Source organism: Streptomyces sp. NPDC054757 (genome assembly GCF_053612185.1).
Window position 1 is genome coordinate 1 of record NZ_JBSHBW010000009.1, and the last position, 19,193, is coordinate 19,193.

17 protein-coding genes and 1 tRNA gene are annotated in these 19,193 nt (G+C 69.0%); 9 read left to right on the forward strand and 9 right to left on the reverse strand.

Features of this window, described 5'->3' with window-relative positions; genetic code table 11:
• Positions 1 to 59: 59 nt before the first annotated feature.
• A complete protein-coding gene (locus tag ACWGKJ_RS13575) occupies positions 60 to 758 on the reverse strand; it encodes a DUF5324 family protein (protein WP_385033028.1) in 699 nt (232 codons plus the stop codon).
• Between the two features lie 353 nt (positions 759 to 1,111).
• Between ACWGKJ_RS13575 and ACWGKJ_RS13580 the strand changes: the two genes are divergently transcribed.
• A complete protein-coding gene (locus tag ACWGKJ_RS13580) occupies positions 1,112 to 1,663 on the forward strand; it encodes a peptidylprolyl isomerase (protein ID WP_385033031.1) in 552 nt (183 codons plus the stop codon).
• A 154-nt stretch (positions 1,664 to 1,817) separates the two neighbouring features.
• The gene (locus ACWGKJ_RS13585; protein ID WP_385033034.1) at positions 1,818 to 2,711 is read left to right on the forward strand and encodes a rhomboid family intramembrane serine protease; all 894 of its coding nucleotides are present in this window, start codon (positions 1,818 to 1,820) and stop codon (positions 2,709 to 2,711) included.
• Between the two features lie 278 nt (positions 2,712 to 2,989).
• Here the strand turns inward: ACWGKJ_RS13585 and crgA are convergent, their stop codons facing one another.
• Positions 2,990 to 3,247: a cell division protein CrgA gene (gene crgA, locus ACWGKJ_RS13590; RefSeq protein ID WP_385033037.1), complete on the reverse strand. Its 258-nt coding sequence runs from the start codon at positions 3,245 to 3,247 to the stop codon at positions 2,990 to 2,992.
• 145 nt (positions 3,248 to 3,392) lie between these two features.
• Between crgA and ACWGKJ_RS13595 the strand changes: the two genes are divergently transcribed.
• The 6 genes from ACWGKJ_RS13595 to ACWGKJ_RS13620 are packed head-to-tail and all read left to right on the forward strand — an operon-like array spanning position 3,393 to position 7,972.
• Entirely contained in the window at positions 3,393 to 4,160 is a 768-nt protein-coding gene (locus ACWGKJ_RS13595) for a DUF881 domain-containing protein (protein ID WP_385033040.1), read from the forward strand.
• Positions 4,161 to 4,180: 20 nt separating this feature from the next.
• Complete coding sequence (locus ACWGKJ_RS13600; RefSeq protein ID WP_385033043.1) at positions 4,181 to 4,888, forward strand: class E sortase; 708 nt, start codon at positions 4,181 to 4,183, stop codon at positions 4,886 to 4,888.
• A gap of 60 nt (positions 4,889 to 4,948) precedes the next feature.
• The gene (locus ACWGKJ_RS13605) at positions 4,949 to 5,125 is read left to right on the forward strand and encodes a hypothetical protein (protein WP_385033046.1); all 177 of its coding nucleotides are present in this window, start codon (positions 4,949 to 4,951) and stop codon (positions 5,123 to 5,125) included.
• The gene (locus tag ACWGKJ_RS13610; protein ID WP_385033049.1) at positions 5,122 to 5,760 is read left to right on the forward strand and encodes an aminodeoxychorismate/anthranilate synthase component II; all 639 of its coding nucleotides are present in this window, start codon (positions 5,122 to 5,124) and stop codon (positions 5,758 to 5,760) included. The genes ACWGKJ_RS13605 and ACWGKJ_RS13610 overlap by 4 nt, the downstream gene beginning before the upstream one ends.
• Positions 5,757 to 7,211 (forward strand): class E sortase, encoded by a 1,455-nt coding sequence (locus tag ACWGKJ_RS13615; RefSeq protein WP_453315734.1) that lies wholly within the window; start codon positions 5,757 to 5,759, stop codon positions 7,209 to 7,211. Before ACWGKJ_RS13610 ends, ACWGKJ_RS13615 begins: the two co-directional genes overlap by 4 nt.
• Positions 7,212 to 7,240: 29 nt before the next feature.
• Positions 7,241 to 7,972 (forward strand): class E sortase, encoded by a 732-nt coding sequence (locus ACWGKJ_RS13620; protein WP_385033055.1) that lies wholly within the window; start codon positions 7,241 to 7,243, stop codon positions 7,970 to 7,972.
• Positions 7,973 to 8,165: 193 nt separating this feature from the next.
• On the opposite strand, the gene pknB is transcribed toward ACWGKJ_RS13620, so the two are convergent.
• From pknB to ACWGKJ_RS13650, 6 genes are all read right to left on the reverse strand, one after another.
• Entirely contained in the window at positions 8,166 to 10,178 is a 2,013-nt protein-coding gene (gene pknB, locus ACWGKJ_RS13625) for a Stk1 family PASTA domain-containing Ser/Thr kinase (RefSeq protein WP_385033058.1), read from the reverse strand.
• A 163-nt stretch (positions 10,179 to 10,341) separates the two neighbouring features.
• Positions 10,342 to 11,805 carry a peptidoglycan D,D-transpeptidase FtsI family protein gene (locus ACWGKJ_RS13630; RefSeq protein ID WP_385033061.1) on the reverse strand — a complete coding sequence of 488 codons (1,464 nt, stop codon included), beginning with the start codon at positions 11,803 to 11,805 and terminating at the stop codon, positions 10,342 to 10,344.
• Positions 11,802 to 13,211 carry an FtsW/RodA/SpoVE family cell cycle protein gene (locus tag ACWGKJ_RS13635; RefSeq protein WP_385033064.1) on the reverse strand — a complete coding sequence of 470 codons (1,410 nt, stop codon included), beginning with the start codon at positions 13,209 to 13,211 and terminating at the stop codon, positions 11,802 to 11,804. The genes ACWGKJ_RS13630 and ACWGKJ_RS13635 overlap by 4 nt, the downstream gene beginning before the upstream one ends.
• A 24-nt stretch (positions 13,212 to 13,235) precedes the next feature.
• Positions 13,236 to 14,747: a PP2C family protein-serine/threonine phosphatase gene (locus ACWGKJ_RS13640; RefSeq protein WP_385033068.1), complete on the reverse strand. Its 1,512-nt coding sequence runs from the start codon at positions 14,745 to 14,747 to the stop codon at positions 13,236 to 13,238.
• 130 nt (positions 14,748 to 14,877) lie between these two features.
• The gene (locus tag ACWGKJ_RS13645; RefSeq protein ID WP_385033071.1) at positions 14,878 to 15,396 is read right to left on the reverse strand and encodes an FHA domain-containing protein FhaB/FipA; all 519 of its coding nucleotides are present in this window, start codon (positions 15,394 to 15,396) and stop codon (positions 14,878 to 14,880) included.
• 10 nt (positions 15,397 to 15,406) lie between these two features.
• Positions 15,407 to 16,234, reverse strand: a complete 828-nt coding sequence (locus tag ACWGKJ_RS13650; RefSeq protein ID WP_385033074.1) for an FhaA domain-containing protein — start codon at positions 16,232 to 16,234, stop codon at positions 15,407 to 15,409.
• 324 nt (positions 16,235 to 16,558) lie between these two features.
• Between ACWGKJ_RS13650 and ACWGKJ_RS13655 the strand changes: the two genes are divergently transcribed.
• Positions 16,559 to 16,644 (forward strand) — tRNA-Leu (locus tag ACWGKJ_RS13655).
• A gap of 178 nt (positions 16,645 to 16,822) precedes the next feature.
• Here ACWGKJ_RS13655 and ACWGKJ_RS13660 read toward each other — a convergent pair.
• Positions 16,823 to 19,186, reverse strand: a complete 2,364-nt coding sequence (locus ACWGKJ_RS13660) for a DHA2 family efflux MFS transporter permease subunit (RefSeq protein ID WP_385019645.1) — start codon at positions 19,184 to 19,186, stop codon at positions 16,823 to 16,825.
• Positions 19,187 to 19,193: the final 7 nt, after the last annotated feature.

A 19,193-nucleotide genomic window follows, 5' to 3' on the forward strand; every position in this document is an offset into this window, starting at 1 on the left:
CCTGAGTCTCCTGGCGCCCCGCACGCGCGTCCCTGTCCACCGCGACCGGCGTCCGCCGGTCAGTTCCGGGGGTCGTCGCGTTCCTGGTCGCCCTCCTCGGCCTTGGCCTGCTTGGCCTTGACCTCGGGGTCCAGGGCGTCGGCGCTGCCGTCGACCGCAGTGAGCGGCGGCCGGCCGTCCCCGACCTCGGTGGGCGCGGGCGGCTCGACCAGCCAGTCGGGGTTCGCCTGCTTGTCCCACCACTTCCAGGCGGCGAACGCACCTCCGGCGACCACGCCGAGCACGAAGACGCCCTTCGCCAGCCGGCCCGCCTTCGCGCGCCGCTGCTGCTTTCTGACCAGCTTCTGAATCTGCTTCGCCGACACCTGACCGCGCAGCGCGGCGACGGCGGCCGCACTGCGGGCCGCGGCCTCCTCACGGACGGGCTGAGCCGCTGCCACGGCCTGCTCCACCCGCGGCGCGAGCTGACACTGCGCCTGCCGGGCGGCCTTCGCCGCGCGCTGCGCGGCGGCGTCGACCTTCGGCGGTACATGAGTGAGGGCCTGGTCGACGTGGGGTGCGAGCCGTGCGTCGTACTGGGTACGGGCCTGCTGCGCTGCCAGCGAGACCTTCGGGGCCAGCCGTACACGAGCTTCGTTGGCGTAATGCGTGGCCTGTTCCTTGGCCGTTTCGGCGTAGGGCGCCACCACTTCCGCGGCGTGCAGCACGTTCTCCTTCGCCGTACCGGTCGCGGCGCGCACGCTGTCCATGCGGGTCACGGGTTCCTCCTCATCGGTGGCGTTCTGTCATTCGCCTGTCCACCCTTTTCGAAATCATGCCTGCACGGCACCTTCGCGGCACGTGAGGGCAGGCATCCGGGTCAGGAAAGACATAATTCGTCATTGTGGTGCAAGGGGGCGTCTGCGCCCCGACAATGCCATGATTCGGCCCCGGGCGCGCCCGGTTCGCCGGTGACCCGGGTGCTTTTCCCCTGCGTGGCGGCCTGAACAGGACGACGTGAACCAGCCGCACCGGACGGGCCGGACCGGACGGAAGGCGCTGGGCCCCGGGGCCTCCGGGGCCGTGCGAGGATCGGGGAACGTCAGAGAAGACTTACGGAAGGCACACACCCGTGGCCGAGCAGCTTTACGCCACCCTGAAGACCAACCGCGGCGACATCGAGATCCGGCTGCTGCCGAACCACGCGCCGAAGACGGTCAGGAACTTCGTCGAACTCGCCCAGGGAGAGCGGGAGTGGACCCACCCGGCCACCGGCCAGAAGTCCACGGACCGGCTCTACGACGGCACCGTCTTCCACCGGGTGATCAGCGGCTTCATGATCCAGGGCGGCGACCCGCTGGGCAACGGCACGGGCGGCCCCGGCTACGAGTTCGCCGACGAGTTCCACCCGGACCTGGCCTTCGACAAGCCGTATCTGCTCGCCATGGCCAACGCGGGCCCTGGCACCAACGGCTCGCAGTTCTTCATCACGGTGCAGCCGACGACCTGGCTGACCCGCAAGCACAGCATCTTCGGCGAGGTCACCGACGCGGCGAGCCAGCAGGTCATCGACGCGATCACCGCCACGCCGACCAACCCGCGCACCGACCGGCCGGTCCAGGACGTCGTCATCGAGACGGTCGTCGTCGAGACCCGTGACGGGGCCGGCACCCGCAAGAGCTGAACCACGGCGGCCGGTGCCGGCCGCCGGATCACACGGGCGCGGGAGCGGGGAGCCCGTTGCCTTGGCGGGTACGGGAACCACCGGCCCCGTCCGTCCGTATGACGAGCGGGGCGGGTGCAGCGCGTACGCGGCCCGTACGAGACGAGGGAACCCGATGGAAGAGTTGCCAGGAGGCCCGGAGCGGCGGTCAGGGGCGGGCGGTCTGCCCCACTGCTACCGCCACCCCGGCGTGGAGACGGGCATCAGCTGCGTCCGCTGTGAGCGGCCGATCTGCCCGCAGTGCATGGTCAGCGCCTCGGTCGGCTTCCAGTGCCCGGAGTGTGTACGCGGCTCGGGCACCGGCAGCACCCCGGCGGCGGCGAGCAGACCGCGCACCGTGGCGGGCGGTACAGTCACCGCCGACCCGCGTCTGCTCACCAAGATCCTCATCGGGATCAACGTCGTGGTGTTCATCATGCAGGTGGCGAACAACAACAGCTTCGACACCAGTTACGAGCTGCTGGGGCAGGCGCGGACCATGCCGTTTGGGCCGCTCGAGGGCGTTGCCCAGGGGCAGTGGTACCGGCTGTTCACCGCGATGTTCATGCACGCCAACTACGCGCACATCGGGTTCAACATGCTGAGCCTCTGGTGGATCGGCGGGCCGCTGGAGGCGGCCCTCGGCCGGGCCCGCTACCTCGCGCTATATCTGCTCTCCGGGCTCGCGGGCAGCGCGCTCACCTATCTCATCGCGTCGCCGACCGAGGCGTCGCTCGGTGCCTCCGGCGCGATCTTCGGGCTGCTGGGCGCGACCGGTGTCCTGATGAAGCGCATGAACTACGACATGCGGCCGCTCATCGGGCTGCTCGTGGTCAATGTGATCTTCACTTTCACCGGCGGAATCGCCTGGCAGGCGCATCTCGGCGGCTTCGTCGCCGGGATCGTCATCGCGATCGGCATGGTGCACGCACCGCGCGAGCGGCGGACGCTGCTGCAGTTCGGCACCTGTGTACTGGTGCTGCTGGCGACCCTCGGCATGGTGCTGGCCAGAACGGCCATGCTGACCTGACAGGGCCGTCCCCGGGGGCTCCGGGCCCGGTTGTCCACAGCGAGTGGCGGGCCCTGTGCATCCTGTGGGGAACAACAGTGCCCCTCGCCGCTGACCTGGGTTTCCCCAGGAAGGGCAAGGGGCGGGGCACTGTTGTGGTATGGCGTCGAGTAGTCACACCGGTGTCAACGCCCGAAAGTTATCCACAGATCTTCTGAGTTTTCCCCGGCTGTGGATAGCGCTGTGGATAACTCAGGGCAGGGCTTGACGGGAGCCAAGGCGTGTGAAGGGCCCGCGGGCTACTTCCACTGGGTCGAGACGCCGAAGCCGCCCGCGATGAAGCCGAAACCGACCACGATGTTCCAGTTGCCGAACGCCTCGATGGGCATATCGCCGCCCGTGACGTAAAAGACGACGATCCAGGCGAGACCGATCAAGAAGAACGCCAGCATCACCGGCGCCACCCAGCTGCGGTTCGTCAGCTTTATGGGAGTCGCCTGCTTCGTCGCGGGCGGCGGCGTGAAATCGGCCTTCTTGCGGATACGTGACTTCGGCACGAGGGGCTCTCCTGTCGATGCGCTGCGTGACCGCGCAGGGGGAACTGTGTGGGAAGTGCCGGGAGCGGTTGCGACGGGGCGCATGGCCTCCCCCGGGCGTCCGTTAGCGTAGTGCTTCCGGGGTGTGGAAGGAGATAAGGGTACGTTGAGCAATTCTGACGACTCTCCCACAGGGGCCACCCGCCACCGCATCCGGCGGCCGGTCCGGATCCTCACCGCGGCCGTCTTCGCGCTCGCCGGACTCATCTTCGTGACCAGCTTCAACACCGCCAAGGGCACCGACATCCGCACCGACGCCTCGATGCTGAAGCTCTCCGACCTCATCCAGGAGCGCAACGGCAAGAACAAGGCGCTCGGCGACTCCACCGCCGCCGTACGCCGCGACGTCGACGCGCTCGCCCAGCGTGACGGCGGGGCCACGAAGAAGCAGGACGAGGGGCTCAAGGCCCTGGAGAAGTCCGCCGGTACGCAGAAGCTCAGCGGCGCCGCGGTCTCGGTCACGCTCGACGACGCCCCGCCGGACGCCACCGCCAACCCCGGCTACCCCGACCCGCAACCCAATGACCTGGTCATCCACCAGCAGGACCTCCAGGCCGTGGTCAACGCCCTGTGGAAGGGCGGCGCCAAGGGCATCAAGATCATGGACCAGCGCCTGATCACCACCAGCGCCGTGCGCTGCGTCGGCAACACCCTGCTCCTCCAGGGCCGCGTCTACTCGCCCCCGTACAAGGTGACCGCGGTCGGCGACCGCGGCAAGCTGAAGAAGGCGCTCAACGCCTCCCCGGCGATCCAGAACTATCTGCAGTACGTGAAGGCGTACGGGCTCGGCTGGAAAGTCGACGACCACCGGACGGTGACTCTTCCCGGCTACTCGGGCACAGTGGATCTCCATTACGCAGCACCTGTGGGGTAGTTCCAGGGAGGCGGACGGCTGTGACGGTGCGACTGATCGTCAGGAGCTTCAGCGAACTCTGCATCACCGTGGGCGCGTTGATCGTGCTGTTCGTCGCGTATCTGCTGTTCTGGACGGGCGTCAAGGCGGACAGCGCCGCGGACCACCAGATCGACGACCTGCACCGCCAGTGGGCCCACAGCGCGGCGGCCACCCCCGGCCCCGGGGCCTCCGGGCCGTCGAGAGCGCCGCAGCCGAAGCCGGCCCCCGCCGCCTACCGGGCGGGTAAACCCTTCGCCGTGATGTACATCCCACGCCTCGGCGGCGACTGGAGCAGGCCCGTGCTGCAGAACACGGCCGTCGGCACCCTCCAGCGGGGCCTCGGCCACTACGCGGGGACCGCCAGGCTCGGCGCCACCGGGAACTTCGCGGTCGCCGGACACCGGCGCACGTACGGCGACCCGTTCAAGGACTTCCCGAAACTGCGGCCCGGGGACGCGGTGGTGCTCACGGACGGGACGACCTGGTACACGTACCGCATCGACCGCAAGCCCTATCTGACCGTCCCGTCCGACACCGGAGTCATCGCTCCGGTGCCGGTCAAATCCGGTTTCCAGGGGGCGGGCCGCTATCTGACACTCACCACCTGCGACCCGGAATGGGGCAGCAGCCACCGGCTCATCGCCTGGGGGCACCTCGACTCCACGCAGCCGGTGACGCAGGGCAAGCCGGCCGCTTTGCGCGGGTGACCCACGAGCCCCCGCCCCTGCCCTCTACTCTGGTGCCGTCACACGAACGGAAGGGACAGCATGTACGGCTGGATCTGGCGGCATCTGCCGGGCAACGTATGGCTGCGGTCGGCCATCTCGCTCGCGCTCGTGCTCGTACTCGTCTACCTGCTCTTCCAGTACGTCTTCCCGTGGGCGGAGCCGCTGCTCCCGTTCAACGACGTGACGGTCGACCAGGGAATGGGGGCCGTGCGATGAGCGCCCGCATCCTCGTCGTGGACAACTACGACAGCTTCGTCTTCAACCTGGTCCAGTACCTGTATCAGCTGGGCGCCGAGTGCGAAGTCGTGCGGAACGACGAGGTCACCCTCGCGCACGCACAGGACGGCTTCGACGGCGTCCTGCTCTCTCCCGGACCCGGAACGCCCGAACACGCCGGTGTCTGCGTGGACATGGTGCGGCACTGTGCCGACACCGGGGTCCCCGTCTTCGGGGTCTGCCTGGGCATGCAGTCGATGGCCGTGGCGTACGGCGGAGTGGTGGACCGCGCCCCCGAGCTGCTGCACGGCAAGACGTCTCCGGTGACGCACGAGGGTGCCGGTGTCTTCGCCGGGCTGCCCTCGCCCTTCACCGCCACCCGCTACCACTCGCTGGCGGCCGAGCCCCGGACCGTACCGCCCGAGCTTGCGGTCACCGCGTGGACCGCGGACGGCATCATCATGGGGCTGCGCCACCGTGAACTGCCGGTCGAGGGCGTGCAGTTCCACCCCGAGTCGGTGCTCACCGAGCACGGCCACCTGATGCTCGCCAACTGGCTGGTGCAGTGCGGCGACACAGGCGCGGTCGGACGGTCGGCGGGGCTTGCGCCGGTGGTGGGCAAGGCCGCGGCGTGACGGGAGTGCGCCCCGGACAGGACGGCTCGGGGGCGTCGGAACCACGGCCGGAACCACCGGGCGGGCCCGGCCGCGACTACGACCCGCTGACGGACCCGCTGCCCGCCGGCAGCCATGGATCGCCGTGGTTCCGCGCGGAGCGCAGGGAGCGCACGACGCCCGAACCGGCCGTGCAGGACCCGCCACGGGACTGGTACGGCCGGGAGGCGGTGTACGAGCCCATAGCCCCGCCGCAGGCCACACCCCCGGCCGGGCCCCCGGCCGCGGGGCCTTACGTACAGCCGGGCCCGAAACCGTACGCCCAGCCGGGCCGGAACCGGCAGCCGCACGTCCCTCCGGGCCCGGCCCCGAAGCCGTACGCGCAGCCGGACCAAGCCCCGAAGCCGTATGCCCAGCCGGCTTCGGCCCCGGGCGCCTTCCGGCAGGCCCCGGCTCCGGCCTCCTCCCCGCAGCCGGCCCCGGCCCCGGCGCCCGACCAGGAGGGCAGCACGGCCGTGCTCCCCGTCATCCAGGACGACGGGGCATCGGCCCTCCCGAGTACCGGCGGCGCCGCAGCCCCGTCGTCATCCGAGGTGCCGTTCCCGTCGTCATCGTCCGCGGCCGATGACCGGCCTCCCGTGCCGACGACCGGCGGCCGTGCCGAGCGCCGCAGGGCGGCCAGAGGCCGGGGCCGTAGGAGCACCGCGCCCGCCGCCCCCGCCGAACCCGTCATCCCGGCCATCCCCCGCACCCGGATGGAGGCGCGCCTCGCGGCCCGCGCGCTCAAGGACAGCCCCGCGGTCATCGCCAGCCGGGCGATCGGCGAGATCTTCATCAGCCTCGGCGTGCTGATGCTGCTGTTCGTCACCTACCAGCTCTGGTGGACGAACGTACGTGCCCACCAGGAGGCCAACGGCACGGCCCACAGCCTCCAGGACAACTGGGCGAAGGGCGACGACAAGAAGGGCGCCCCCGGTGCCTTCGAGCCCGGACAGGGGTTCGCGATCATCCACATTCCCAAGCTGGACGTGGTCGTGCCGATCGCGGAGGGCGTCAGCAAGACCAAGGTGCTCGACCGCGGGATGGTCGGCCACTACAGCGAGGGCAAGCTCAAGACGGCGATGCCGTCGGCGAAGACGGGCAACTTCGCACTGGCGGGCCACCGCAACACCCACGGCGAACCGTTCCGCTACATCAACAAGCTCAAGGACGGCGACAAGGTCGTCGTCGAGACGCAGGACGACTACTACACGTACGAGGTGACGAGCCACCTCGCCCAGACGTCCCCGTCGAACGTGTCGGTGATCCAGCCGGTTCCGGTGGGATCCGGCTTCACCCGGCCGGGCCGCTACATCACGCTCACCACCTGCACCCCCGAGTTCACCAGTACGTACCGAATGGTCGTGTGGGGCAAGATGGTTGACGAACGGCCAAGGAGCAAGGGGATGCCCGAAGCCCTGACCGCAGGCTGAACGGTTACGGACAACAGGGGACAGGTGCGGTGGCATCGACGACCGAGCAGGACGAACAGACGACCACACCCCGTGCCCGCGGCGCCGGCCGAGGACCGATCGCGACCGCGGTCAGTCTCTTCGGCGAACTGCTCATCACGGCGGGTCTCGTGCTGGGGCTCTTCGTCGTCTACTCGCTGTGGTGGACGAATGTCGTGGCCGACCGGCACGCCGCCGCCCAGGGCCACAGGATCCGGGACAACTGGTCGCACGGCAGCTCCGGGCCCGGTGCCCTGAACACCAAGGACGGCATCGGCTTCCTCCACGTCCCGTCGATGAAGAACGGCGATGTGCTGGTCAGGCGGGGCACCGACACCAGCATCCTGAACGAGGGCGTCGCCGGGTACTACGTGAAGCCGGTCAAGGCGGGGCTCCCTTCCGACAGGACGGGCAACTTCGCACTGGCCGCGCACCGCGACGGGCACGGCGCCAAGTTCCACAACATCGACAAGGTGAAGACCGGCGATCCGGTCGTCTTCGAGACCAAGGACACCTGGTACATCTACAAGGTGTTCAGGGAGCTCCGGCAGACCTCGAAGTACAACGTCGACGTGCTCCAGCCGGTGCCCAAGGAGTCCGGCAAGAAGAAGCCGGGCCGCTACATCACGCTGACGACCTGCACCCCGGTCTACACCTCGCGCTACCGGTACATCGTGTGGGGCGAGCTGGAGCGTACGGAGAAGGTCGACGCGAAGCGCACCCCGCCGGCCGAGCTGCGCTGACCCCCGGCCGGGCGGGCCCCTGAAGCAACGACGCGGCGGCCCCCTCACCCTTCACGGCCGGACGAAGGGCGAAGCCCCGGCCCCAGCGGCTGGACTCCTTCCCAGGAGCCTTGCCGGGGGCCGGGGCTTCGCCCGTGCGTGGTGGTGCGGTAACCGTGACTGGTGGCTTGTGGCCGGTGCCCCGGTTCAGCCGTCAGTGCCAGCCGTCCAGGATCCCGCCGCCATCGTCGTTGTTGTTGTTACCGCCGTGGTTCCCGCGGCCGTTGCCGCCACCAAGCGTGGTGAGCGTCACGGTGGTGCTGCCCGGGTCGTCCTCCTGGGTGCCCACTCCGGGGTCGGCGCCGGTGACGATCGCGTTGTCGTCGCCGTTGCTGCCGCCCGCGACCTGGACGTTGGTGAAGCCTGCCTGGTTGAGGATCTGCTTCGCCTCGGACAGCTTCTTGCCCCTGACCTCGGGGACCGCGGTCGGCGCCGGTGACTCCTTGGCCTTGGCGACCGTCAGCGTGATCGTCGCGCCCTTCTTGGCCTGGCCCCCTGAAGGCGACTGGCTGATGACCGTGCCAGGGGGCTGTTCCGACTCCTGGTCGGCGGCCCGGGAGACCTGGAAGCCCGCGTCGGTCAGCTGCTTGGACGCGTCCTCGAAGGTGCGGCCCGTGACCGGAGGCACATCGACCTTGGTCGACTTCGCGATCTTGATCGTGACCTCGGAGCCCTTCTGGGCCGAGGTGTTGCCCTTCGGGGACTGGTCGAAGACCTTGCCCTCCTCGGATTCGGACTCGACCTGCTGCGGGTTCACCTTGAAGCCCTTGCTCTCAAGGAGCTGGGTGGCGTCGTCCTCGGTGTCGCCGTTGACGTTGGGCACGTCGACCTTCGGGGCGCCGGTGGACACGACGACCGAGACGGTGTCGCCCTGGTCCAGCTTGGAGCCGCCGAACTTCGGGTCCTGGCTGCAGACGGTGCCCTTCGCCGCGTTGTCGCAGGGCTTCCGGTCCGTGATGGAGAGCTTCAGCTTCGAGTTGGCGACCGAGTCCTTCGCCCTGTCCAGGGTCTCGCCGACGAGCTGCGGCACAGCGACCTTGCCGGAGTCGCCACCGCTGCCGCTGAACACCGCTTTGCCGATGAGGATCGCACCGACCAGCACCAGGACACCCGCCACGATCAGCAGGATCGTCGAAGTGTTGGACTTCTTCTGGGGGCGGCCCCGCCGGCGGTCGGGGCGGTCGTCGTAGCCGTCGTCCGGGTTGATCGGCGGCAGCATGGACGTCTGGCCGTCGGCCTGGTCCTGCTGCCGTATGGCGGCGGTGGGCTGCTCCGCGTCGTAACCGCCGTAGCCCGCCGCACCCATCGCCGCGGTCGCGGCGACCGGCTGGCCGTCCAGGCATGCCTCGATGTCGGCGCGCATCTCGTCGGCCGACTGGTAGCGGTAGTCGGGGTCCTTGACCAGGGCCTTGAGGACGATGGCGTCCATCTCGGGCGTGATCTCGGGATCGAAGTTGCTGGGCGCCTGGGGCTCTTCGCGTACGTGCTGATAGGCGACCGCGACCGGGGAGTCCCCGATGAATGGCGGCCGGACCGTCAGCAGTTCGTACAGCAGACAGCCGGTCGAGTACAGGTCGGAGCGGGCGTCGACCTGCTCGCCCTTGGCCTGCTCGGGGGAGAGGTACTGGGCCGTGCCGATCACCGCGGATGTCTGCGTCATCGTCATCCCGGAGTCGCCCATGGCGCGGGCGATACCGAAGTCCATGACCTTGACCTGGCCGGTGCGCGTCAGCATGACGTTGGCCGGTTTGATGTCACGGTGGACGATGCCGTTACGGTGCGAGTACTCCAGCGCCTGGAGGATGCCGATGGTCATCTCCAGGGTGCGCTCGGGCAGCAGCTTGCGGCCGGAGTGCAGGAGCTCCCTGAGCGTGGACCCGTCGACGTACTCCATCACGATGTACGGGATGGAGATGTTGTCCACATAGTCCTCGCCGGTGTCATAGACAGCGACGATCGCGGGGTGGTTGAGCGAGGCGGCCGACTGGGCCTCACGGCGGAACCGGGCCTGGAAGGACGGGTCGCGGGCGAGGTCAGCCCGCAGCGTCTTCACGGCGACGGTGCGGCCGAGCCGGGTGTCATGCGCGAGGTAGACCTCGGCCATGCCACCACGGCCGAGCACCGAGCCCAGCTCGTACCGGCCGCCGAGGCGACGCGGCTCTTCCATAGCTAATCCAGCCCTCTCCGTATGTCCCGACCGCACCCTGGGGTGGTCCGGCGGTGTGCTGTTCGCGGATACGCTACCGGCCACGGATGGATGATCGGGACGCGACCGTCAGCTGATACCGGACCGGTATCGCGCAGGTGTCGTGTGGCTTCCGTCACGGCCGTCACTTCTTGCTGTTGATGACGGCGGCCATGACGTTCTTGGCGATCGGGGCGGCGAGACCGCCACCGGAGATGTCCTGGCGGGAGGCGTCCGAGTCCTCGACGACGACGGCCACGGCGACCGGGGAACCCTGATCGGTCTTGGCGTACGAGATGAACCAGGCGTAGGGGTTACCGCTGTTGTTGATGCCGTTCTGCGCGGTACCGGTCTTGCCGCCGACGGTGACGCCAGGGATCTTCGCCATCGTGCCGGTGCCGTTCTCGACCACGCCCTCCATCATCTTCTGCACCATCTGAGCGTGCTCCTTGGTCAGGGGCTCGCTCTGCTTCTCCGGGTTGGTCTTGGCGACGGTGTCCAGGTTCGGAGCGGTGAGACGGTCGACCATGTACGGCTTCATCAGCGTGCCGTCGTTGGCCACGGCGGAGGCGACCATCGCCATCTGCAGCGGGGTGGCCGCGGTGTTGAACTGGCCGATCGAGGAGAGCGCGGTCTGCGCCTTGTCCATGTCCTTGGAGAAGACACTGGCGTTGGAGCGGGTGGGCGTGAACTGCTCACTGTTGAAGCCGAACTTCTCCGCCTCGGCACGCATCTTGTCGTCACCGAGGTCGGCGCCGATCTTGCCGAACACCGTGTTGCAGGAGACCTCCAGGGCCTTCACCAGCGTGGCGTTCTTGCAGGGCAGATTGCCCTCGTTGGGCAGGTCGTGGGTGGAGAGCGGCAGCCGCCAGGGCAGCGGGGACCTGGTCGGGGTGTCGACGCTGTCGTACAGGCCGTTCTCCAGGGCGGCCGACGCGGTCACCACCTTGAAGGCGGAGCCGGGCGGATACGTCTGGCGCAGCGCCCGGTTGAGCAGCGGCTCGTTCTTGTCGTCCTTGAGCTTGATGTAGTTCTTCGAGTCCGTGGTCGTGGAGTTGCCCGCGAACGTCGAGGGGTCGTACGAGGGCGTCGAGGCCATGGCGAGGATCGCGCCGGTCTTCGGGTCGAGCGCGGCCACGGCGCCCTTCTTGGTGCCGAGCCCCTTGTAGGCGGCCTTCTGGGCATCGGCGTTCAGCGTGGTGACGACATTGCCGCCCTGCTTCTTCTCGCCCGTGAACATGGAGAGCGTCCGGTCGAAGAAGAGCCGGTCGTCGTTGCCGGTCAGGATGGAGTCGTTCAGGTTCTCCAGCTGCGTCGCGCCGAACGCCTGCGAGGCGTAACCGGTGACGGGCGCCCACATGGGGCCGTCCTTCCAGGTGCGCTTGTACTTGAAATCGCTGCCATTGGTCTCCGTCGAGCCGGTGATGGCCTTCCCGTCGACGATGATGTCGCCGCGCTCGTGGGAGTAGCGCTCGATCTCGACGCGGCGGTTCTCCTTGCGGGAGTTGAGGCTGTCGGCCTGGACGTACTGGATCCAGTTGTCGCGCAGCAGCAGGGCGACGACGAGAAGACCGCAGAAGATCGCGATCCGGCGCAGGGGCTTGTTCACGGTCGGACCACCTGGGTCATCTCGGCGTCGGGGGACGGGGCGGGGGCCGGGGCCGGGCGCCTTGCGGTGTCGCTGATCCGGATCAGGATGCCGATCAGGGCCCAGTTGGCCAGTACGGAAGAGCCGCCGTACGCGATGAACGGCATGGTCATACCGGTGAGTGGGATGAGGCCCATGACACCACCGGCCACAACGAAGACCTGGATGGCGAAGGCGCTGGAAAGGCCGATGGCGAGGAGCTTGCCGAACGGGTCTCGCGCGGCCAGGGCAGTGCGCACACCACGCTCGACGATGAGGCCGTAGAGCACCAGGACGGCCATCATTCCGGCCAGGCCGAGTTCTTCGCCGACGGTGGCGAAGATGAAGTCGGAGTTCGCGGCGAAACCGATGAGGTCCGAGTGGCCCTGGCCGAGCCCGGTGCCGAGGGTTCCGCCCGATCCGAAGGCCATCAGGGACTGTGCCACCTGATCGCTCTGGGCCAGAGTCGCCTTGGAGAAAGGCGCCAGCCAGGCGTCAACGCGCTCTTGGACGTGAGGTTCGAACGTGGCCACACCGACCGCTCCGGCGGCGGACATGATCAGACCGAAGACGATCCAGCTGGTGCGCTCCGTCGCGACGTACAGCATGACGACGAAGAGGCCGAAGAAGAGCAGCGAGGTCCCGAGGTCCGTCTCGAAGACCAGGATGAGGATCGACATCGCCCAGATGACGAGGATCGGCCCGAGGTCACGGCCGCGCGGCAGATACAGCCCCATGAAGCGGCGGCTGGCCAGCGCAAGCGCATCGCGCTTCACCATGAGATAGCCGGAGAAGAAGACCGCGATGACGATCTTGGCGAACTCGCCGGGCTGAATGGTGAAAGAGCCGATGCTGATCCAGATCTTGGCACCGTTCACGGAGCGGAAGAACACCGGCAGGATCAGCAGGACCAGCGCCGTCACCATGGAGATGTAGGTGTAGCGCTGCAGGATCCGGTGGTCCTTGAGGAAAACGAGGACCACGACGAAGAGGGCGACACCGAGTGCCGAGTAGAGCAGCTGCTTCGGCGCGTCCGGGCTGAAGCCTCCGAAGGCGTACTTGGCCCGCTGGATCAGCCTGGGTGACTGGTCCAGGCGCCAGATGAGCGCCAGCCCGATGCCGTTCAGCAGGGTGGCCAGCGGCAGCAGCAGCGGATCGGCATAGCGCGCGAATTTACGCACCACGATGTGGCCGACGGCCGCGAGCAGCGAGAGCCCCGTCCCGTAACCGAGGATGCCCGCCGGCAGCGAGCCGTTGATCGCGAGGCCCACGTTGGCGTACGCGAAGACCGAGATGGCGACGGCGAACACCAGCAGGAGCAGCTCGGTGTTGCGGCGGCTCGGTGCTTCGATCGCGCCGATGGTGGTCGTGTTGGTGACAACGCTCATGGTGGTGAAAGGCCCCCTACGGCTCTACTGCTTACCGCACAGCGGGACCAGCTTCTGCTCATCCTCCGAGAGGCTGGGGCCGGGCGTGGGTGTGGCGCTGGGCTTGGGTTTCGTGGTGGTCCGGCTCTTGGAGGAAGAGGTGGAAGAGGTGGAAGAGAGGGTGCTCGACGTGCCGGTGGTCTTGCCCGTGTCCGTCTTCGGCTTGTTCTCGTCCTCGACCTTGCGGCGCTCGGCGTCCTTCTTGCAGGCGCCGGCCTGCTCGGCGAGTTCGCTGATCTTGCGCTTCGCCTGGCTGAGGTTGCCTTCCGTGATCGTCGAGTCGACCTGCTTGCGCTGGTACGGCGGCAGGTACTTGAGTTCGATCTCCGGGTGGTCCGTCTCGATCTTCGAGAGTTTGACCCAGGCGAGGTCCTGGCTGATGCCCTGGTAGAGCGCGACGTTCTGGTTGTTGGACCCGACGTAGTACTGGGTCTGGGTCCAGCGGTAACCGCCGTACAGCCCGCCGCCGATGACGGCGAGGGCGAGTACGACGAACAGCGACCGCTTGATCCACTTGCGGCCGCCGGACGGCTTGACGAAGTCCTCGTCGCTGTACGCACCGAACGTGCCGTCGGGGGTCCCGCCATAGCCGTCGCCGCTTCCGGGCGGGCCGAAGCCGCCCGGCGCGGGCGGCGGCACCTGGCGGCCGAGACCCGACGCCCGTCCGGCCGGGGTCTGCATGGCCCCGCCGTCATGCTGCGCCGCCTGGTTCTCGGCGACCGCGCCGACGACGACCGGGGTGTCGTTGAGCTGCCCGGCCAGGGTGTCGTTGGTGTCGGCGTCGAGCACATCGGCCACGATGCATGTGATGTTGTCGGGTCCGCCGCCGCGCAGGGCGAGCTGGATCAGATCCTGGATCGTCTCCTGGGGGCCCTGATAGCTGGCGAGGGTCTCCTCCATCGTCTGGTGCGAGACGACGCCGGAGAGCCCGTCGGAGCAGATCATGTAGCGGTCACCGGCCCGCACCTCCCGGATGGAGAGGTCCGGTTCGACATGCTCACCACTGCCCAGGGCGCGCATCAGCAGGGAGCGCTGCGGGTGGGTGGTGGCCTCCTCCTCGGTGATACGGCCCTCGTCAACGAGGCGCTGCACCCAGGTGTGGTCCTGGGTGATCTGTGTCAGGACGCCGTCCCGCAGCAGATAGGCGCGGGAGTCGCCGACATGCACGAGGCCAAGGCGCTGACCGGTCCAGAGAAGAGCGGTGAGCGTGGTGCCCATGCCTTCGAGCTGGGGGTCCTCCTCGACCATGATGCGGAGCTGGTCGTTGGCCCGCTGTACGGCGGTGCCGAGCGAGGTCAGGATGTCGGAGCCGGGGACGTCGTCGTCGAGGGTGACGAGCGTGGAGATGACCTCGGAGCTGGCGACCTCGCCCGCGGCCTGGCCGCCCATTCCGTCGGCGATGGCGAGGAGCCGGGGCCCGGCGTAACCCGAGTCCTCGTTCCCCTCGCGGATCATGCCCTTGTGCGATCCGGCGGCGAAGCGCAGGGACAGACTCATGCGCACCTCGCCTGTCGGCTCCGGGTACAACCGGTCTCGAGCCACACTGCCCACCCTCCGGTCGGGAGCGCGCCCCGGTCCGTTGCCGGAACCGGTGCGGCTCGCTCGCTCCGCTCGCTCATTGTCGTGACTACTTCCGCAGCTCGATGACGGTCTTGCCGATGCGGATCGGTGCGCCCAGCGGGATCGGTGTCGGGGTGGTCAGCCGGGTCCGGTCGAGATAGGTGCCGTTCGTCGAACCGAGGTCCTCGACGATCCACTGGCCGTCACGGTCGGGGTAGATCCTGGCATGCCTGCTCGACGCGTAGTCGTCGTCCAGCACGATGGTGGAATCATGTGCCCGGCCGAGCGTGACGGTCTGGCCCTGGAGCGCGACCGTGGTGCCGGTGAGGGACCCCTCGGACACGACGAGTTTGCTGGGCGCGCCCCGGCGCTGGCGGCCGGTGGCCGGCTGCTGCCGCTGCTGCGGCGGCGTGGCGGGCTGCCGCGCGGTCTGCGAGGGACGGGTGTCCGCGTTGCGGCGCGAGCCGCGTTGCGTGACGCGCGTCCCGAACAGATCGCTGCGGATGACCTGGACGGCCACGATCACGAACAGCCACAGAACAGCTAGAAAACCTAGCCGCATGACCGTCAGGGTCAGCTCTGACATTGCCCCCGCTTCACCCTTCGGCTTGCCGGTAAACGATGGTGGAATTGCCCACGACGATCCGCGAGCCGTCGCGGAGCGTAGCGCGGGTGGTGTGCTGTCCGTCTACCACGATGCCGTTGGTGGAACCGAGATCCTGGATCGTCGAGGGGGAACCGGCGCGGATCTCACAGTGCCGACGGGATACGCCGGGGTCGTCGATCCGCACATCGGCTTCGGTGCTGCGGCCGAGGACCAGGGTGGCGCGCGAGATCTGGTGGCGGGTGCCGTTGACCTCGATCCAGCGCCGGGTCTGGGTGCTCGGCATGGGCCCCGGAGCGGGTGCGCGGCCGGGTGCCGGGCGCTGGGCTCCGGGCGGGGGCCCGGCGGGCATGGGAGGGGCGGCGGCCGGCGGATAGCCGTAACCGCCCGCGTCCCGCTGGGGCTGGTGGGACGGAGGTGCGGCGGGTCCCTGCTGCTGGCTGGTGCTCGACGCGAGGGTGCGGCTGCGGACGCGGTAGAGACCGGTGTCCAGGTCTTCGGCCTTCTCCAGATGGACCTTGATCGGGCCCATGAAGGCGTACCGCTGCTGCTTGGCGTAGTCCCTGACCAGACCGGCGAGTTCGTCGCCGAGCTGTCCGGAGTACGGGCTGAGGCGCTCGTAGTCCGGTGTGCTCAGTTCGACGATGAAGTCGTTGGGGACGACGGTCCGCTCGCGGTTCCAGATCGTCGCGTTGTTGTCGCACTCGCGCTGGAGCGCACCGGCGATCTCGACGGGCTGGACCTCGGACTTGAACACCTTCGCGAAGGTGCCGTTGACCAGACCTTCGAGACGCTGCTCGAACTTCTTCATGACTCCCATGAGGCACCTCCTCCGACGTTGTCGTCCTGGTACTGCTTACTGATCGTATCCACGCACGGGGAAATCGGCTGGTTCCCCTTGTCTCCCCTGTGGATAAGTGTCACCTCTCACACGGATCGTAGAGGTGCCTCCTGACCAGTGTCCCGCACTCGGCGTGCACTGAGGAGGAGTGGGGGGAGGGCCGCCCCGTTCCACGGGGCGGGGCACCGGCCGTCTCTCCGTCCCCGGGGGAACGGATGTGAATCCACCCTGTCCAGCGTGCTAATCTTCGGATGTCGCCAGGCGGTCGCACAAACCAGTGAGAAGGCCTCGGATACACCACTTGCGCGAGTGGCGGAACGGCAGACGCGCTGGCTTCAGGTGCCAGTGTCCTTAGGGACGTGGGGGTTCAAATCCCCCCTCGCGCACCATCATCGGACACCGGTGAAGGTGTTCAGTATCACCACGGAACGGCCCGCATCACGATCGTGATGCGGGCCATTTCTGTGTCTCGTGGCCTGTGTCTTGTGCCCTGTGTCCTGTGGCCTGTGTCTCAAGTTCGGGGCCGGGGCGGCCGTACGGAGACCGTGCGGCCGCCCCGGATCCGGTTCAGTCCGAGTGCCCCAGCAGTACGTCGAACCCGTCCTGGGCGTCCGAAGGGACGGTGAGCTGGGACGCGGCGGGCGGGTAGCCCGCGGCGATCACCGTGTAGTCGACGCCGGTGAGGCCGGTGAACGTGTAGACGCCGTCCGGGCCCGTGGTGTGCCGGCCGACGACATTGCCCGCCGCGTCGACCAGGGTGACCAGGGCGTCCTCCACCGGCGCGCCCTGCGGCCCGTGCACCGTTCCCCGCACCGTCGCCGCTGCCGTGAGGGCCGCGTCGTGCCGGGTGGGGGCGGAGCCCGCGACCGTGACCAGGGCGGCGTAGGGCTGGTGGCCCTCCGCTCCGGCGGTCAGGGTGTAGGCGCCCGGCGGCAGCGCGGGCAGCCGGTAGCCGCCGTCCGCGGCCGAGACGGTGGAGTCGACCACACTGCCCTCCGTGTCCGTCACGACGAGCAGCGCGCCCTCAAGGGGCCCGGCCGCCGTGCCGACGGTGCCGAAGAGCCCGCCGGTCCCGCCGAGCCGGACGTTGTGGGCCACCGGCTCGGTGCCCAGGACGAGTTCGCTGATCTTCGGCCGGCAGTCCGGCGCCGAAGCGACCAGGACGTACCTCCCGTACGGGGCGGACAGCGCGTACGAGCCGTCCGGCGCGGGGACCGCGCGGGCGACCTGGCGGCCGCCCTGGTCGATGAGGGTCACCGCGGACGCCACCGGGGCGCCGTCCTCGCCCACCACCCGTCCCCGCACGCTCGCCTGCTGCGGGGCCGTGTCCGGTGCGGCCGTGGGCAGTTCGGCGGTCGGGCGGTCCTGCGGGGTCGCGGCGGCCGCGTCCTCGATGGCCTCCTCGGGGGCCGCCGCGGCCTGCGGGGTGGCCGGTGCCGGTGCGGTGCCCAGCGGGCGGCCCTTGCGGTAGAGGAAGAGCGCGATCAGGAAACCGAGCGCGAACAGACCGGCGGCCCACCAGTAGACGGTGGAGTAGCTGTGCACGGCGGCCTCGGCGAGGGCCGGCTTGGAGGTGCCGTGGTCCTTCACGTAGTCACTGGCCGCGGTGGTCGCCATGGTGGAGAAGAGCGCGGTACCGATCGAACCGCCCACCTGCTGCATGGTGTTGACGGTCGCGGACGCGACGCCCTGGTCGGCGGGGGCGATGCCCAGCGTGGCCAGGGACATGGCCGGGGGCATCACCATGCCGATACCGGCACCGATGAGGAGCAGGGGCGGCAGGATGTCCGCGCTGTAACTGCTGGTCAGGTCGAGCCGGGACAGCCAGACCAGGCCGCCCGCGGAGAGCAGGGTGCCGATCGGCACCATGATCTTGGGGCCGATCCTCGGCATGAGCACGTTGATCGACAGCTGCGCCAGCAGCATCAGCATCAGGATCATCGGCAGGAAGGCGAGCCCGGTCTTGACCGGGGTGTAGCCGAGGATCTGCTGGAGGTAGTAGGTCAGGAAGAGGAAGATCCCGAACATTCCGGCGCCGGTGGCGAACACCATCAGATACGAGGCGCTCCGGTTGCGGTCGGCGAAGACCCGCAGCGGCAGCAGGGGGTGCGACGCCCTGGTCTGCCAGCCGGTGAAGGCCAGCAGCAGTACGCCACCGCCCGCCAGGAAGCCCCAGCACAGCGGGTCGCTCCAGGCGTACGTCTCCGCGTTGGAGAAGCCGTAGACGACACAGAAGAGCCCGGCGGAGACCAGCAGGGTGCCCAGCAGGTCCAGCTTGGGGCGCTGGGCGGGTGCGGGCCGCCGGATGAAGAGCAGCGCACCGGCCACCGCGAGTACGGCGATGACGAGGTTGACATAGAGCGTCCAGCGCCAGTTCAGGTGCTCGGTGAGCACCCCGCCGAGCAGCAGCCCCACCGCGCCGCCGGAACCGGCGATCGCGCCGAACACCCCGAAGGCGCGGCCGCGTTCCTTCGGATCGGTGAAGGTCGTCGTCAGCAGCGACAGCGCCGACGGCGCGAGCATCGCGCCGAACGCGCCCTGGAGCGCACGCCCCACCACCAGCAGGGTGAAGCCGTCCGCCGCTCCGGCCACCGCGGACGAGCCGGCGAAACCGATGAGCCCGATCAGCAGGGTGGTCTTGCGGCCGAAGAGGTCGGCCAGCCGTCCGCCGAGCAGCAGCAGACTGCCGAAGGCCAGTGAGTACGCGGTGACGACCCACTGCCGGTCGTCGTTGGAGAAGCCCAGGTCCTGCTGGGCCGAGGGCAGTGCGATGTTCACGATGGTGGCGTCGAGGACGACCATCAGCTGGGCGAGACCGATCACCACGAGGGCCCACCAGCGGTGCGCCGGGGGCGGCGACGGTGTGGGGGCCGGTGGCGCGGCCGGCGGGGATATGGTGCCGACGGCCGCGTCGGCGGATGCGGAACTCATCATGTAC

Coding starts and splice junctions, on each gene's coding strand:
- ACWGKJ_RS13605 (WP_385033046.1), top strand. CDS start 4,949: ATGTACGGCTGGATCTGGCGGCATCTGCCGGGCAACGTATGGCTGCGG.
- ACWGKJ_RS13635 (WP_385033064.1), bottom strand. CDS start 13,211: ATGAGCGTTGTCACCAACACGACCACCATCGGCGCGATCGAAGCACCG.
- ACWGKJ_RS13640 (WP_385033068.1), bottom strand. CDS start 14,747: ATGAGTCTGTCCCTGCGCTTCGCCGCCGGATCGCACAAGGGCATGATC.
- pknB (WP_385033058.1), bottom strand. CDS start 10,178: ATGGAAGAGCCGCGTCGCCTCGGCGGCCGGTACGAGCTGGGCTCGGTG.
- ACWGKJ_RS13610 (WP_385033049.1), top strand. CDS start 5,122: ATGAGCGCCCGCATCCTCGTCGTGGACAACTACGACAGCTTCGTCTTC.
- ACWGKJ_RS13660 (WP_385019645.1), bottom strand. CDS start 19,186: ATGAGTTCCGCATCCGCCGACGCGGCCGTCGGCACCATATCCCCGCCG.
- ACWGKJ_RS13585 (WP_385033034.1), top strand. CDS start 1,818: ATGGAAGAGTTGCCAGGAGGCCCGGAGCGGCGGTCAGGGGCGGGCGGT.
- ACWGKJ_RS13645 (WP_385033071.1), bottom strand. CDS start 15,396: ATGTCAGAGCTGACCCTGACGGTCATGCGGCTAGGTTTTCTAGCTGTT.
- ACWGKJ_RS13650 (WP_385033074.1), bottom strand. CDS start 16,234: ATGGGAGTCATGAAGAAGTTCGAGCAGCGTCTCGAAGGTCTGGTCAAC.